Raw genomic sequence first — 14333 nt, 5'->3', positions numbered from 1 at the left:
GATGCTCCGCGTGGACGTGTTGGCTCAAGAACGCAAGCCGCTCCCCCTGCTGGAAGAATTCATTCTGCGGTTCGTGCACGCCGGGGTTCGTGAGATTGATGAGATCGCTGCACTCCTTGGCTTACAGCGCAGCCAGGTCGTTACCACAGTCGCCGACCAGATCAGCTCAAACAACCTCACCAAGGCTTGGAGCGGACAACTTGGCCTGACGACGCTGGGGCTAGAAGCCGCGCGCAATGCCGAAGCGGTACAGCCAATCTTGACTCAACTCAACGTGCCGTTCGATCGGCTCGTCTGGAACGCCGAGGACTACACGCGTTCCAGCCTGCTCAAGAAGCGGGACGCATTGGAAGCTGGCCTCGTGCTTCTGCCGGCCAAGAAGAGCTCGCGCGTCAACCTAGACGACCTTGCCGTGCAACGCTTCAACGAGCTGGTCGAGTCACGCGACGACCGGACGCGGAAAGTGGAGGTCCTGCGCGTTCGAAAGATCGCGGCACAGAACCTACACCTGTATATGCCGGCCCAACTGCTGATCTATGGCGATCCTGACTCCGGCGAGGTGGAACTGGGGCTATGCGTTGATGGAGACCTTCAGCCGAACCATGGACTGGAACTTGCGGCCACGGATGCCGTCGTCAAACTTGGGATCGTTGTAGCACGCTCGGAGCCTCGTCCGACTCTAGCCCCCGAGCTCGAGGACCAGCGGGTGACGGGCGATCAGGTCGAGATCCTCAGGGCCGCTGGCGAGTTGAGGATCCGAGACGGCGACGAATCCGTCGAGATTCCGCAACGCATCGAGGACATTGCGGTGCGCAGTGTCGACGTCCATGAGCACCCGCAGCTGCTCACTAAGGCGCTCAACGGCACCAAGAAGCGACTGCTGATCATCGCACCTTGGGTCAAGGGCGGGGTGGTCAACACAGATTTCGTTGCTGCCCTTGAGCGACGGCTTCGAGCAGGCGTTGAAGTGCATATCGGTCACGGATACGGGCCAGATGACAGCGGATCGGATGACTTTGCGCTTCGCAGGCTCAACAACCTGGCGGCTCGATACGACAAGCTGCGGATCGTCCGCCTGCAGAACACCCACGCCAAGATCCTGATCTTCGACGACCAGTGGATCACGACCAGCTTCAACTGGCTCTCATTCAAAGGCGATCCGAACCGGACCTACCGCATGGAAGAAGGCACGCTCGTCCAGATCAAAAGCGAGGTCGACAAGGCCTTCGCGCGGTACATCGATGTCCTCAACGTCGATGGGGTTGACCCCCGCGCGCTAACCTGAGCCTCGCCTTGTCGGGGCCAGTCCTACGGCATGGTCAAGTCCACGGGCGTGGTGTACGACGTCGTCGTGTGATTCTTCGAGTTGGTGGTTCAGGCGGTCAGTGCCGCGGGGGTGTCCTCCTGTTCTGTCGGGGTGTCTCCGCGTTGATTGTGCGGCCAGGGCGGCGACACGCCGACGGCTACCGCCACCAGCGCACAATGAAACCGGCACCGCCGTGGACCCGCGCAAACCCTTACCGACCCACGCTCCTAGACCTGACCACTACCCCGGACCGCGTCATCGCCGAAGTCCACCGGGCGATTTCGGCGCGATAGTGCCCGCTGAGCGGGAGAAAGCGCGCCGAAATCGCAGAGGGCCTAAGGCCGCAGTTCCACCATCATGTGTCGCATCCCGGTGTGCCGGTTGCTGCGCGTCCACTCCACCGGCGCCACCACCGCCAATTCACCGAACCGGCTCAGCAGCTCCTCGTAGAGCACCCGCAGTTCCAGTCGGGCCAGGTGGGCACCCAAGCAGAAATGGGCGCCGTGACCGAAACCGATGTGTGGGTTGGGTTTACGGGTGATGTCGAACTGATCGGGCCGGTCGAAGACCGCCGGGTCACGGTTGGCCGAGCCCTCCCACACCAGCACCTTCTGGCCGGCGTCGATGGTCTGCCCACCCAGCACCGCGCGCCGGGTGGCGGTGCGCCGCTTCGACGGAGCCGGTGAGGTCCAGCGCAGGATCTCCTCGATGGCGGTCGACAGCAGATCGAAATCGCTACGCAGCAAACGATATTGGTCGGGGTAAGCAGACAGCGCCAGCAGCCCGCCGGCGATGGCGTTGCGGGTGGTCTCGGCGCCGGCACTGAACAGCAACTGGAAGAACAGATACACCTCGAGATCGCTGAGCTCGGGGTCAGTCGAGTTGGCCACCACCGAGAGCATGTCGTCGCTCGGCTCGGCGCGCTTGGCCGCGATCAACTCCCGTCCGAACGTGTAGACCCGGTTTCCGGCGTCCTCGATGGACAGTCGGGACACCACCGCCGCGCGCGAACCGCGGAAGTCGAAGCTGGGCTCGATCGCCTCGAACAGCCAGTGCCGGTCGGCCTCGGGAACGCCGAGCAGGATGCAGATCATCTGCATCGGCACCTCGGCGGCGATGTCGACCAGGAAGTCAAACGGCACGCCGGGCTCGACGGCGTCCAGCAGCGTCCGCGCCCGCCGCCGCAGGTCCTCTTCGACCCGGCGGATCATCCGCGGGGTGAGCCCGGAGCTGACCAGCCGCCGGACCCGCGCATGCCGCGGGTCGTCCATCATGTTCAGCAGTTGGCCCGCGATCGGCAGGTCCTGCAGCACGGTACCGCCGAACGCCCTGGCGCCGCCGGTCACCGACGAATAGGTCCGCGCGTCGCGCAGCACCTCGAGGGTTTCGGCGTGGGTGGCCACCGACCAGAAGCCTTCGCCGTCCGGGGTGTGCGCGGTGGGTTCGTGCCAGAACACCGGGGCGACGCTGCGGTGCAGCGCGAACAGCTCGTGGGGGAATCCGTCGGCGAAGTTGTCCAGATCGGTGAAGTCGACTCCCGCGAGCTCGCCCATGACGGTTACAGGATCGCGCCCGGGCTGTAGCTGGCCGCCTCCGGATAGCGCTGCACCAGTTCGGCCACCTGTGCCGCCACCCGGTCCACCTGGTCAGCGGCCGCGCCGGTGAAGGCCTGCCGGTCGGCGACGGCGGCATCCAGCGCGGCCCGGTCCAGCGGCAGCCGTTCGTCGGCGGCCAGCCTGTCCAGCAAGTCGGGTTCGGCGCCCCGCTCGCGCATCGCCAGCGCGACGGCCACCGCGTGCTCCTTGATCACCTCGTGGGCGGCTTCGCGTCCCACCCCGGCACGCACCGCGGCGATCAATACCTTGGTGGTGGCCAGGAACGGCAGGTAGCGATCCAGTTCGCGGGTGATCACCGCCGGGTAGGCCCCGAATTCGTCGAGCACGGTCAAGAAGGTCTCGGTCTGCCCGTCGACGGCGAAGAAGGCGTCGGGCAACGCGACGCGACGCACCACCGAGCAGAAGACGTCGCCCTCGTTCCACTGCGCGCCGGCCAGTTCGGCAGCCATTGAGGCGTAGCCGCGCAACACCACCTGCAGCCCGTTGACCCGCTCGCAGCTGCGGGTGTTCATCTTGTGCGGCATCGCCGAGGAGCCCACCTGGCCGGGCGCGAATCCTTCGGTGACCAGTTCGTGGCCGGCCATCAGTCGGATCGTCTGCGCCAGCGAGGACGGGCCGGCGCCCAGTTGCACCAGCGCGGAAACCACGTCGTGGTCCAGCGAGCGGGGGTAGACCTGCCCGACGCTGGTCAGCACCGCCGAGAACCCCAGAAAACCTGCGATGGAGCGTTCCAATTGCGCCAGTTTGGCGGTGTCGCCGTCGAACAGATCCAGCATGTCCTGCGCGGTGCCCATCGGACCCTTGATGCCGCGCAGCGGGTAGCGGTCGATCAGCTCACGCACTCGCGCCAGCGCGAGCACGGTCTCCTCGGCAGCCGAGGCGAACCGCTTACCCAACGTGGTGGCCTGCGCGGCGACGTTGTGGCTGCGCCCGGCCATCACCAGGTCGCGGTAGGCCGCCGCGTGGCTGACCAGGCGCGCCGCGACCGCGACCCCGTGGTCGTGGACGAGTTGCAGGGACTGGCGGATCTGCAGCTGCTCGACGTTTTCGGTCAGGTCCCGGCTGGTCATGCCCTTGTGGATGTGCTCGTGACCGGCGAGGGCGTTGAACTCCTCGATCCGGGCCTTGACGTCGTGGCGGGTGACCCGCTCGCGGGCTGCGATCGACGCCAGGTCGACGTCACCGAGGACGGCCTCGTAGTCGGCGATCGCCTGTGCGGGCACCGGCACGCCCAGCTCGGACTGGGCGCGCAGCACCGCCAGCCACAGCCGACGCTCGGCAACGATCTTGGCCTGCGGCGACCAGATGTCGGTCATGGCGGCGCTGGCGTAACGGGTGGCCAGCACATTGGGAATGCTCACGAGCAGCTAGCTTACGGTCGTGCGCTCCGGTCGCGTCTGACTGGCCTGGGCAGCGGGCACGGCTTCCACGATCACCGGGCCGCGACCTTCGGACAGTGATAGCGCGGCATCGATGAGGTACTCCCCGACGACCTGGACGGCACGCCACGGCGGCAGCGGTTCGCAGATGAAGGCGGGGTTGGTTCGGGTGGCACGGCGCATCACGTTCTGACATCCCTGCGAGAACTGCACGCGCCGCACTGTCACGTCGTCAGCCCGGCTGGTCAGCGGGTAGGGATTCTGGGTGTAGCGAATGCACGCGCCGTTTCGGTTGATGCCGTAGCCGGCCAGCAGGCCGTCATAGCGGTCGATGGTGACCGGCCAGAACGGCGGCGCGAGGTCGAAAGAGCGCACGATCTCTCGCCGCGGCCCGATAGGGACGTGGCGGGTCAGGGATCGGGTGCGGCACCGGGTGGCGATGTCGTAGGGGCGCACCCGCTTGTTGCGCATGAACTCCAGGAAAACGTCGACCGCTATCTGAGCTGCCGGGGGCCACTCGTGAGGCGCCCACGCGGCATTACCCTCGTCGGCGCGGCCAACGGTCAACATGGCGACTCCACATGTCGATAAAAACGGACAGACTTGTAGTCTGACACAGACTGCCGGTCGGTGAGTACGCTTTGGCCGATGAGTAACGGGAGGCCGACCCGGCGGGACATGCACGCCGAGCTCACGCGGACCGCGGTGCTCGACGCCGCCCGGACCCTTTTCGTTGCCAAGGGCTTCGAAGCGACCTCGGTCGATGAGATCGCGCAGGCATCGCACTCCAGCAAGGGCGCCGTCTACCACCACTTTCGCGACAAACAGGCGATCTTCGCCGAGGTGTTCAGGCTCAGCCAAGCCGATGTCATGCAGGCCGTACTACCGGGCGCCCTGGAGTCCATGCCCGACGACGCCAGCCCCTGGGAACAGGCCCTGTTGGCGATCAGCGCGGTGCTGCGCTGCTACGTCCACAATCACGACGCACGGGTGTTGCTACGGGAATCGGCCAGCGCACTGGGTTGGGACCGCAAGCAGACCGTCGACGAGGAACTGGCGCTTCCGTTGCTGCGCGGCGTGCTCGGCGAGCTGATCGAGACCGGCCAGATCGTGGCCGTACCGGTCGGCGTCACCGCCGAATTGCTCTACGCCCTGCTCAGCAAGACCGGGCCCATCATCGCCGCCGCCGCCGACCCCGCACAGGCGGTCGACGAGATCGAGCCGGTGCTGTTCGCGTTGTTGAACGGCCTGCATCGCGAGCCGTCGCAGCCGGCGGGCCAAGCCAAACGCTTGGGTTTCGCCCGGCCGCACACGCCCTAAGCAAGGGCCTTACAACGCGTGCAGGATGTCTTCGACCCGGTCCTTGGCGTCACCGAACAACATGGCGGAGTTCTGCCGGAAGAACAGCGGGTTCTGCACGCCCGCGTAGCCGGAAGCCATGGAGCGCTTGAAGACGATCACGTTGTCGGCGTCCCACACGGTCAGCACCGGCATCCCCGCGATCGGGCTGGAGGGGTCTTCGGCGGCGGCCGGGTTGACGGTGTCGTTGGCGCCGATCACCAGGACCACCGACGTGTCGCCGAAGTCGTCGTTGATCTCGTCCATCTCCAGCACGATGTCGTAGGGCACCTTGGCCTCGGCCAGCAGCACGTTCATGTGGCCGGGCAGTCGGCCGGCGACCGGGTGGATGCCGAAGCGCACGTTGACACCGCGGTCGCGCAGCTTGCGGGTCAGTTCGGCGACGCCGTACTGGGCCTGCGCGACGGCCATGCCGTAGCCGGGGGTGATGATCACCGAGTCGGCACCGCCCAACAGCTCGGCCACCCCTTCGGCGGTGATCTCGCGGTGCTCGCCGTAGTCCTTGTCCTCGGCCGGGCCGGCCTCGATCCCGAAGCCACCGGCGATCACCGAGATGAACGACCGGTTCATCGCCTTGCACATGATGTAGGACAGGTAGGCACCCGAGGAGCCGACCAGCGCACCGGTGATGATCAGCAGGTCGTTGGAGAGCAGGAAGCCCGAAGCCGCCGCCGCCCAGCCGGAGTAGCTGTTGAGCATCGACACGACCACCGGCATGTCGCCGCCGCCGATAGAGGCCACCAGGTGCCAGCCCAACGCCAGCGCCAGCACGGTGACGGCGATCAGCAGCCACAGCTGCGGCTCGTGCACGAACCACACCGTCAGCGCGACAAACGCGACCAGTGCGCCGATGTTGAGGAAGTTCTTGCCGGGCAGCATCAGCGGGTTGGACTTCATCCGCGCCGACAGTTTGAGGTTGGCCACGATCGAGCCGGTGAAGGTGACCGCACCGATGAAGACGCCGATGAACACCTCGGCCGAGTGGATGCCGAATAGTCCCGAGGCCGCCAATTCGCGGGCGTCCGCACTGCACGGGCTGTTCTCGACGTGCAGGTAGCCGTTCCAGCCGACCAGCACGGCAGCCAGGCCTACAAAGGAATGGAGGAGTGCAATGAGTTCCGGCATGCCGGTCATCTCGACGACCTTGGCGCGCCACAACCCGATCGCCGCACCGACCACGGTGGCCCCGATCAGCAACGCCAAGCCGACCGGATTGATCTCGTGATGCACCGCCAAGGTGATCGTCGCGGCCAGCGCCACCGCCATCCCGAGGATGCCGAAGCTGTTGCCGGCCTTGGACGTCTCGTGCTTGCTCAGCCCGGCCAGGGCCAGGATGAACAGCAAGGCCGCGACGATGTATGCCGCCGAGGCGGCGGTCTCAACTGAAAACATAAGCGGGGTCTACTCCAAGTCGGGGTGCGCAGCGCCTAGCTGCGGGAGAACATGGCGAGCATGCGGCGGGTCACCGCAAAACCACCGAAGATGTTGATGCTGGCCAGCAGGATCGCCGCGGCGGCCAAACTCGTGATGGCCGGGTCGCCGTGGCCGATCTGCAGTAGCGCGCCCACCACGATGATTCCCGAGATCGCGTTGGTCACCGACATCAGCGGCGTGTGCAGCGCGTGGTGCACGTGGCCGATCACGTAGTAACCGATCACGATCGCCAACGCGAAGACGGTCAGGTGCACCTGCAGCGCCGCCGGCGCCAGCGCGACCAGTGCGAACAGCACGGCCGCCGCCGAGACCACCACGCCCAGCCGGCGTCCGGCCGACATCGGTTCTTTGTTCGCCTGCGCCACCACCGGGGCTTCGGCGACCTTGGCCGGGGCGGCCGAGACCTGCACCGGCGGCGGGGGCCACGTCGACTCGCCGTCGCGCACCACGGTCATCGACCGCTGCACCACGTCGTCGAAGTCCAGCACCAGCTGGCCGTCCTTGCCGGGTGTCATCAACTTCATCAGGTTGACCAGGTTGGTGCCGTAGAGCTGCGATGCCTGCGCGGGCAGCCGGCCGGCCAGGTCGGTGTAGCCGATGATCGTCACCCCGTTGTCGGTGACGACGGCCTGGTCCTTGACGGTGCCCTCGACGTTGCCGCCGTTGGATGCGGCCATGTCGACGATCACGCTGCCCGGCTTCATCGACGCCACCATCTCGGCGGTGATGATCCGCGGCGCGGGCCTACCCGGGATGAGTGCGGTGGTGACGATGATGTCGACGTCGGTGCACTGCTCGCTGTAGAGCTGCGCCTCGCGCGCCTTGTAGTCGTCGCCCATCTCCTTGGCGTAGCCGGTGGCCGACACCTCGGCCTCGGGGTCTTCGATGGACAGGTATTCCCCGCCGAGCGAGCGAACCTGGTCGGCCACCTCCGGACGCGGGTCCGTGGCCCGCACGATGGCACCCAGGCTGCCGGCAGCACCGATCGCGGCCAAGCCCGCAACTCCGGCGCCCACCACCAGCACCTTGGCCGGCGGCACCTTGCCCGCGGCGGTCACCTGACCGGTGAAGAATCGGCCGAAGACGTGGGCAGCCTCGATCACGGCGCGGTAGCCGGCGATGTTGGCCATCGAGCTCAGCACGTCCAGCGACTGCGCGCGCGAGATCCGGGGAACTGCGTCCATCGACAGCGCGGTGATGGGCCGACGGGCAAGATCCTCCACCCGATCCGGGTTCAGGGCCGGGGCCAACAGGCTGACCAGCGTCGCGCCCGGCTTCATCCCGTCCAGCTGCTCGATCGACGGGGCATTGACGCCGAAGACGATGTCGGCGGCGCGTGCATCGCCAATGGTGGCACCGGCCTCGGTGTACGCCGCATCGGAAAAGGACGATGCTTCTCCGGCACCGGAATCCACTACGACGTCGTAACCGAGCTTGGTCAGTGCAGCGACGGTCGTCGGCGTCGCCGACACACGCGTCTCACCGGGCTGCGCCTCGGATAGGACACCGATATTCATGACGTAGCTCTCCACATTCGCATCTCTTCGCCGTCTTCCGGCGCTTACGGCGCTTTTCCAAGCACCTCCGGACCCTTCGTTACCCGCCAGTAGCTAAGGAGCGACAAAGGGATCGAGGCAGCATACCGTGTGTGCTTCTCAGGCCGACACCGCGCGCTGATCCAGTGGAGCGAGCATATCGATGACATCGATGACCGCGGCCCGGGCGGCCGCCCGCGGCCCCTGGAGGTCATCGACCAGCGCCGCCATCACCGCACCGTCGACCATGCAGACCAGGGAATAGGCCATCTCGACCCGCGCGATCCTCCCGGAGCGTTCGACGGCCTCGGTGACCGCGTCGGACCGTTGATGCAGGATACGGCGCTGAATGTCACGCAGCGCCGGGTGGCGAGAGCACACGATGTAGCGCTCGTAGCGAGAGATGAGCTGCTCGGTGATCTGCTCATCGCGCTCCTCCCCCACCAACAGCTCCACCAGGATGTCCGCCGTGGTCTCGGCACTGCGCCGGCGCCGGGAAAGCTCGGTGATGCGAGCCCGCAGTTGCGCGACTTCCAACATCCCGATGTGTTCCACCGCGCGGGCGATGAGGTCTTCAAGTGACGAGAAGTAATAGGTCGTCGACGCCAGCGGCAGGCCGGCCCGCTGCGCCACGGCGCGGTGGCGCACCGCATCGAACCCACCCTCACGCAGCAGCTCGGCGGCGGCGCTGATCAGCGCATACCGCCGCCGCTCGCCCTTGGGCGTCACTGCTGTCATCACGACTAGAGATGCTGCCAGCCCAGGTAGCGCAGCATCATGCGTTTCCGCCTTTTCGGACAAACAGCACCCCGCTGGCATGATGGCCGCCATGCCGGAGTTGAGCCGACGAGCGGTACTGCGCGCCGGGGCCGTGCTGGGCACCGCGGGCGCACTGGGGGCGAGTTCACTACTGAGTGCGCGACCGACGCAGGCCGCCCCGCCGCAAGCCGCACCCACGATGACGACGGGTTCGTTCTCCTCGGCGGCGCGCGGAGGAATCACCACCAACTGGGCGATCGCCCGGCCCCCCGGCCAGACTGGGGCGCTGCGTCCGCTGATCGCCCTGCACGGCAAGGGAAGTGACGCCGCGACAGTGATGGCCGGTGGCGTCGAGCAGGGCCTGGCCCAAGCAGTCGACGCCGGGCTGCCCCCGTTCGCGGTGGTCGCCGTTGACGGCGGCGGGAGCTACTGGCACCGCCGCACGTCCGGGGAGGACTCGGGGGCAATGGTGACCGACGAGTTGTTGCCACTGCTGGCTGAGCAGGGCCTGGACACCTCGCGGGTGGGATTCATCGGCTGGTCGATGGGCGGCTACGGCGCCCTGCTGTTGGGGGGTCGCCTCGGCCCGCGCCGAACCGCGGCGATCTGCGCGGTCAGCCCCGCACTGTGGCTGACGCCCGGAGCGACAGCGCCGGGCGCGTTCGATGGCGCGTCGGACTTCTCGGCCAACTCTGTTTTCGGGATGCCGTCACTGGGCTCGATCCCGATTCGGGTGGATTGCGGAAATGATGACCCGTTCTATTCGGCGACCCAGGCTTTCATTGCCCAGCTGCCCAACCCCCCGGCGGGCGGTTTCTCCCCGGGCGGGCACGACGGGTCCTATTGGAGCTCTCAGCTGCCGGCTGAGTTGACCTGGATCGCCCCACTGCTGACTGCCTAAGCGTTCTTCAGTCTCCGAACACCGCTGGCACGAGAGCGAGCAATGACTGCGGCGCTCGGACTACCGCGAATCTGGGGGGATGTCGCGTGATTCGGCCGCATTGTCCCCTAAATCGTCGAATTAGTCCGTTATCTGAGCCAAATGAAACCTTGTGTGACGAAGAACACGCGAGGTAGCGTCGAAAAGTACTCATCAGTAACTCAACTGATTCTGAGTGCTATTAAATGCCGGTCCAACCGAACCAATTGGAAGGCCTGTGATGACAAATCGACGAATTCAGACGGCCGCCGTTGCTGCCACCGCCGGTGGTGGGCTGATCACCGCAGCACTCATGCAAGCCGCGCTGGGCGCTGCCGCCCCGGGCGACAACGCTTTCACCATCGACGGCACCGTCTTCGACCCGATCACCTCATCGGGCACCAAAGGCTTCGACCCGGTCGGGCCACTCAGCCTGGCTCCACCGCTGCTGGGCCTCGGTGGCGGGTCGGTGAGCATTGGGCCCACCAGCTTGGACCTCGCCCCGCAGATCTTCGATTTGTACAACGGCACCGAATCGCTCGGCAGCATCAGCACCAACGAAACCGTCGCGAACCTACTGGGCCTGTCCAACACCGCGTTCACCGTCCTCGACACCACCCCCGCCGACGGGGTCGAGGGCTCGGCACTACCCGCGAAGGGAACGGTCTACGACGTCCTCAACCTGGGCAACGGCTTCTACAACGTCTATGTCGCCACCCCGGGCGCGAACGGCACCGTCACCGACACCCTGGTGACGCCGTTCGGCAGCACCGACCTGAGTTCGCTGTTCGCCAGCATGAACGCCGCCAACCCGCTGCAGCCGGGCGATGCGTTCACCCCCCTGCAGGCCGGCGACAGCAGTATGGGCGCCGACGCCTTCACCATCGGCGGCTTCACGTTCAACCCGTTCAGCACCGGGGAGGACGGCACGGTGACCGAGGGCTTCACACCGGTCGACTCCCTCGCCGGCTTGCCGCCGCTGTTGAACCTCGGCGGCGGCCAACTGGTGTTCAGCCTGGGGTATCCCGGAACCCAGCCACAAGCCTTCGCCCCGCAGGACTTCGACGTCTACGGAAGCAACGGTAGCGAGCTCGGCAACGTCAAGACCGCGGTGGACGTGGCGAATCTGCTGGGCATGACCAACACCCAGTTGATCGTCCAAGGTGTCACCGCTGCCGACGGCGTGACGGACTCGCAGCTACCGGTACTGGGATCGGTCTACGACGCCTTCAACCTCGGCGGCGGATGGGTGAATATCTACACGGCGACGCCGGACGTCACCGTCGACGGCACCGTTACCCCCGGCACTGTTCACGACACCCTGGTCACGCCTTTCGGCAACATGAACCTGGACTCGCTGTTCGGCGGCATCAATGCCGCCAACCCACTCGACCCGGGTGACGCGTTCACCGGGCTGCAGGTTGGCGACAGCAGCCTCGGCGATGATGCTTTCAGCCTCGGCGGGTATGTCTTCGACCCGACGCTCGGCTTGACCGGCTCGGAAGAGGGTTTCAACATCGTGCCGGCGCTGTTCGGCATCGGACCGCTGCTGGCCCTCGGCGGTGCCTCGGTCGGCATTGGTGGCGGTGCACCGATCGACTTCGCCCCGCAGGTCTTCACTGTCTACGACGACTCCGGGTCGAGCCCTACCGACCTCGGGAGCATCACCACCGGCGTGAATGTGTCGAACCTGCTGGGGATGGCCAACACCGAGTTCACCGTGGCGAGCGTCGCCGCTGCCGAAGGGGTAGACGCCGCGTTGCTGCCGACGGCAGGAACGGTCTACGACGTCCTGAACTTCGGCGGCGGCTGGCAGAACGTCTACATCGCCACGCCCGGCGACGATGGCACCGTCACCGACACCCTGGTGACGCCGTTCGGCAACGTCGATCTGAGCTCGTTGTTCGGCATGTTCTCCGCCGCCAACCCGCTCGACGCGGGTGCCGCCTTCAACGGCCTCGACGACGCTGGCGTCATGTCCGCAACAGACCCGCTGGCCCTATTCGGGCTCTGAGCGGCAACCCCAACGGGGTTACTGGCAGAGCTTGCCCAGCGCGGCGATGTGCGCATCGAGGTCATGCCCCAGCTGCTCGCGCTCCGTATTCGGTTGCCCGACAAGGTAGCTGAGGTTCAGACGCTCCAGCGCACCGGCCATCTTCTGAGTGGTTTCCACGATGTCTTGCGGCGTCGCGGGGTCCGCATCGAGCCGGCCACGCAGGTATGCCGCACCCGCAGTCAGCGACAACCGGGCGTTGGCCGCGACCGCGAGCTGGGCGATGGGGTTCTCCGGATCCGGGTTCTTCATGTGCATGTTGTTGGCCACCGCTTGGCGAGCGAGCACGACCGCGCCGCACACGTCCTTCTTCGCCTCGTTGATCTGCGCAGTGTTGAACTTGGCGGAACTGCCGCCGGAGGACGACGGGTGCCACAGGCCGGCGACGGCCGCGCCGCCGATGAGCCCGGCGACTAGGCCCACTGCACCTGCGATCAGCAGCGGGCCGCGCATTGATGGCGCTGGAGCAGGGGCTGGGGCAGGCCGCCGCTTCGGTTTGTCAACCTTCTTGGCGGGCTCCTGCGTTTCCTGTTCAGTGGCGTCCGGCTGCGTCTCGTCTGACATGCCACCAAGGATAGCGGTAGGCGCCCGCGGTCAGATCTGGATCTTCCCCTCGGCGGCAGCTGCGCCGATGTCGCTGCGGAAGTGGCTTCCCGGCAAGCGAATTGAGTCGAGGATCCGGTACGCGTCGGCACGCGCGGCACTCAGGTCGTCTCCGACGCCCACCACCGACAGCACCCGCCCGCCGGAGGACACCACCGCCCCATCGTCACGGCGCGCGGTACCGGCGTGTAACACCCCGTCGGCCTCGGCACCCACGATCACGTCTCCGACACGCGGCCGGCCGGGGTAGTTCTCCGCTGCCAGCACCACTGTCACCGCCGCCGCATCCCGCCAGCGCAACACCCCGAACTCGCTCAGCCCGCCGGTGGCGGCGGCATGCAGTAACTGCCCGAGCGGCGACTCCAGCAGGGCCAGCACCGCCTGGGTCTCTGGATCGCCGAAGCGGCAATTGAATTCGACCACCGCCGGCCCGGTCGACGTCATCGCCAGACCGGCATACAGCAATCCAGTGAACCGGCTGCCCCGCCGGAGCAGTTCGGCCGCGACGGGTTCGACGACGTCGGTGACGATGCCGGCCGCAGCCTCCCGGGACAACCACGGCAACGGTGCGTAGGCGCCCATGCCGCCGGTGTTGGGCCCGCTGTCGCCGTCGCCCACCCTCTTGAAGTCCTGTGCCGGCAGCAGCGGTACCACGGTGGCGCCGTCGACGATGCAGAACAGGGAGAGTTCGGGCCCGTCCAGGAAGGATTCCAGCAGCACCGGATGCCCGCTGTCGAGCAGGCCGGCGGCGTGGGCCCGGGCGGCAGCCCGATCTGCCGTGACTACAACGCCCTTGCCGGCGGCCAGCCCGTCGTCCTTGACCACCCAGGCCGCCTCCCCGGCATCCGGACCGAACCGGGTCAGGGCGGCGTCCAGGTCAGCGGGGCTGTCGACGATCTCCGAGCGGGCGGTGCGCACGCCGGCGGCGGCCATCACATCCTTAGCGAATGCCTTGGAGCCTTCGATGCGAGCGGCGTCCTGCGACGGTCCGAAGCAGGCGATGCCAGCGGCACGCACCGCATCTGCCACACCCAAGACCAGCGGCACCTCCGGCCCGATCACCACCAGGTCGGCCTCAACGTCGCGGGCCAAGGCGGTGACCGCCGACGCCGAGGTGATGTCGATGTCTCGTTGCTCGGCCACCGCCGCGGTACCGGCGTTACCGGGGGCGATCACCACGTGGTCAACCTTGGGGTCCTTGCGAAGGGCTAGGAGTAACGCATGTTCCCGGGCGCCGGAACCGATCACCAGGACGCGCATGGGCGCTACTCCTCTCTGAGTTCGCCTCGGTTCGTCATCGGTGAGGCGCGAGACAAAGGATATCGAAGGCGAAAGCCCGCCCGCGGTGCGTGCGGACTGTTCGCGCCACA

12 protein-coding genes are annotated in these 14333 nt (G+C 66.9%); 4 read left to right on the top strand and 8 right to left on the bottom strand.

What is annotated here, in order from left to right:
• Nucleotides 1-10 precede the first annotated feature (10 nt).
• Complete coding sequence (locus NM962_22190; GenBank protein ID UVO12513.1) at nucleotides 11-1285, top strand: hypothetical protein; 1275 nt, start codon at nucleotides 11-13, stop codon at nucleotides 1283-1285.
• Between the two features lie 356 nt (nucleotides 1286-1641).
• Here the strand turns inward: NM962_22190 and NM962_22185 are convergent, their stop codons facing one another.
• The 3 genes from NM962_22185 to NM962_22175 are packed head-to-tail and all read right to left on the bottom strand — an operon-like array spanning nucleotide 1642 to nucleotide 4871.
• The gene (locus NM962_22185; protein UVO12512.1) at nucleotides 1642-2859 is read right to left on the bottom strand and encodes a cytochrome P450; all 1218 of its coding nucleotides are present in this window, start codon (nucleotides 2857-2859) and stop codon (nucleotides 1642-1644) included.
• Between the two features lie 5 nt (nucleotides 2860-2864).
• Entirely contained in the window at nucleotides 2865-4283 is a 1419-nt protein-coding gene (gene purB, locus NM962_22180) for an adenylosuccinate lyase (GenBank protein UVO12511.1), read from the bottom strand.
• Nucleotides 4284-4289: 6 nt separating this feature from the next.
• Nucleotides 4290-4871, bottom strand: coding sequence for a hypothetical protein (locus tag NM962_22175; GenBank protein ID UVO12510.1), 582 nt, complete (start codon nucleotides 4869-4871; stop codon nucleotides 4290-4292).
• 78 nt (nucleotides 4872-4949) lie between these two features.
• Here NM962_22175 and NM962_22170 point away from each other — a divergent pair, with 78 nt between their 5' ends.
• The gene (locus NM962_22170; GenBank protein ID UVO12509.1) at nucleotides 4950-5621 is read left to right on the top strand and encodes a TetR/AcrR family transcriptional regulator; all 672 of its coding nucleotides are present in this window, start codon (nucleotides 4950-4952) and stop codon (nucleotides 5619-5621) included.
• A gap of 9 nt (nucleotides 5622-5630) precedes the next feature.
• Here NM962_22170 and pntB read toward each other — a convergent pair whose 3' ends face one another.
• The 3 genes from pntB to NM962_22155 all read right to left on the bottom strand — a co-directional run bounded on the left by pntB (nucleotide 5631) and on the right by NM962_22155 (nucleotide 9367).
• Nucleotides 5631-7052: a Re/Si-specific NAD(P)(+) transhydrogenase subunit beta gene (pntB, locus tag NM962_22165; protein ID UVO12508.1), complete on the bottom strand. Its 1422-nt coding sequence runs from the start codon at nucleotides 7050-7052 to the stop codon at nucleotides 5631-5633.
• Nucleotides 7053-7087: 35 nt separating this feature from the next.
• Complete coding sequence (locus NM962_22160) at nucleotides 7088-8611, bottom strand: Re/Si-specific NAD(P)(+) transhydrogenase subunit alpha (protein ID UVO14899.1); 1524 nt, start codon at nucleotides 8609-8611, stop codon at nucleotides 7088-7090.
• Nucleotides 8612-8749: 138 nt separating this feature from the next.
• Nucleotides 8750-9367: a TetR family transcriptional regulator gene (locus tag NM962_22155; GenBank protein UVO14898.1), complete on the bottom strand. Its 618-nt coding sequence runs from the start codon at nucleotides 9365-9367 to the stop codon at nucleotides 8750-8752.
• Between the two features lie 79 nt (nucleotides 9368-9446).
• Here NM962_22155 and NM962_22150 point away from each other — a divergent pair, with 79 nt between their 5' ends.
• Together NM962_22150 and NM962_22145 are read left to right on the top strand one after the other, a co-directional pair.
• Nucleotides 9447-10289, top strand: a complete 843-nt coding sequence (locus NM962_22150) for an alpha/beta hydrolase-fold protein (protein UVO12507.1) — start codon at nucleotides 9447-9449, stop codon at nucleotides 10287-10289.
• Nucleotides 10290-10548: 259 nt separating this feature from the next.
• On the top strand, nucleotides 10549-12321 hold the full coding sequence (locus NM962_22145; protein ID UVO12506.1) for a hypothetical protein: 1773 nt from the start codon (nucleotides 10549-10551) through the stop codon (nucleotides 12319-12321).
• An 18-nt stretch (nucleotides 12322-12339) separates the two neighbouring features.
• Here the strand turns inward: NM962_22145 and NM962_22140 are convergent, their stop codons facing one another.
• Nucleotides 12340-12924 (bottom strand): hypothetical protein, encoded by a 585-nt coding sequence (locus NM962_22140; GenBank protein UVO12505.1) that lies wholly within the window; start codon nucleotides 12922-12924, stop codon nucleotides 12340-12342.
• Nucleotides 12925-12954: 30 nt separating this feature from the next.
• Nucleotides 12955-14223, bottom strand: a complete 1269-nt coding sequence (gene purD / locus NM962_22135) for a phosphoribosylamine--glycine ligase (GenBank protein UVO12504.1) — start codon at nucleotides 14221-14223, stop codon at nucleotides 12955-12957.
• Between the last annotated feature and the right edge of the window lie 110 nt (nucleotides 14224-14333).

The sequence above is a fragment of the Mycobacterium sp. SVM_VP21 genome (genome assembly GCA_024758765.1).
Lineage (GTDB): Bacteria > Actinomycetota > Actinomycetes > Mycobacteriales > Mycobacteriaceae > Mycobacterium > Mycobacterium heraklionense_C.
Note: the sequence above shows the minus strand (reverse complement) of the source record. Positions and strands in the feature narration are given on the sequence as shown.

What these genes read in the sequence shown, in the direction of transcription:
- purD (UVO12504.1), bottom strand. Translation starts at nt 14,223, where the DNA reads ATGCGCGTCCTGGTGATCGGTTCCGGCGCCCGGGAACATGCGTTACTC.
- pntB (UVO12508.1), bottom strand. Translation starts at nt 7,052, where the DNA reads ATGTTTTCAGTTGAGACCGCCGCCTCGGCGGCATACATCGTCGCGGCC.
- NM962_22145 (UVO12506.1), top strand. Translation starts at nt 10,549, where the DNA reads ATGACAAATCGACGAATTCAGACGGCCGCCGTTGCTGCCACCGCCGGT.
- NM962_22175 (UVO12510.1), bottom strand. Translation starts at nt 4,871, where the DNA reads ATGTTGACCGTTGGCCGCGCCGACGAGGGTAATGCCGCGTGGGCGCCT.
- NM962_22140 (UVO12505.1), bottom strand. Translation starts at nt 12,924, where the DNA reads ATGTCAGACGAGACGCAGCCGGACGCCACTGAACAGGAAACGCAGGAG.
- NM962_22170 (UVO12509.1), top strand. Translation starts at nt 4,950, where the DNA reads ATGAGTAACGGGAGGCCGACCCGGCGGGACATGCACGCCGAGCTCACG.
- NM962_22160 (UVO14899.1), bottom strand. Translation starts at nt 8,611, where the DNA reads ATGAATATCGGTGTCCTATCCGAGGCGCAGCCCGGTGAGACGCGTGTG.
- NM962_22185 (UVO12512.1), bottom strand. Translation starts at nt 2,859, where the DNA reads ATGGGCGAGCTCGCGGGAGTCGACTTCACCGATCTGGACAACTTCGCC.
- NM962_22155 (UVO14898.1), bottom strand. Translation starts at nt 9,367, where the DNA reads ATGACAGCAGTGACGCCCAAGGGCGAGCGGCGGCGGTATGCGCTGATC.
- NM962_22150 (UVO12507.1), top strand. Translation starts at nt 9,447, where the DNA reads ATGATGGCCGCCATGCCGGAGTTGAGCCGACGAGCGGTACTGCGCGCC.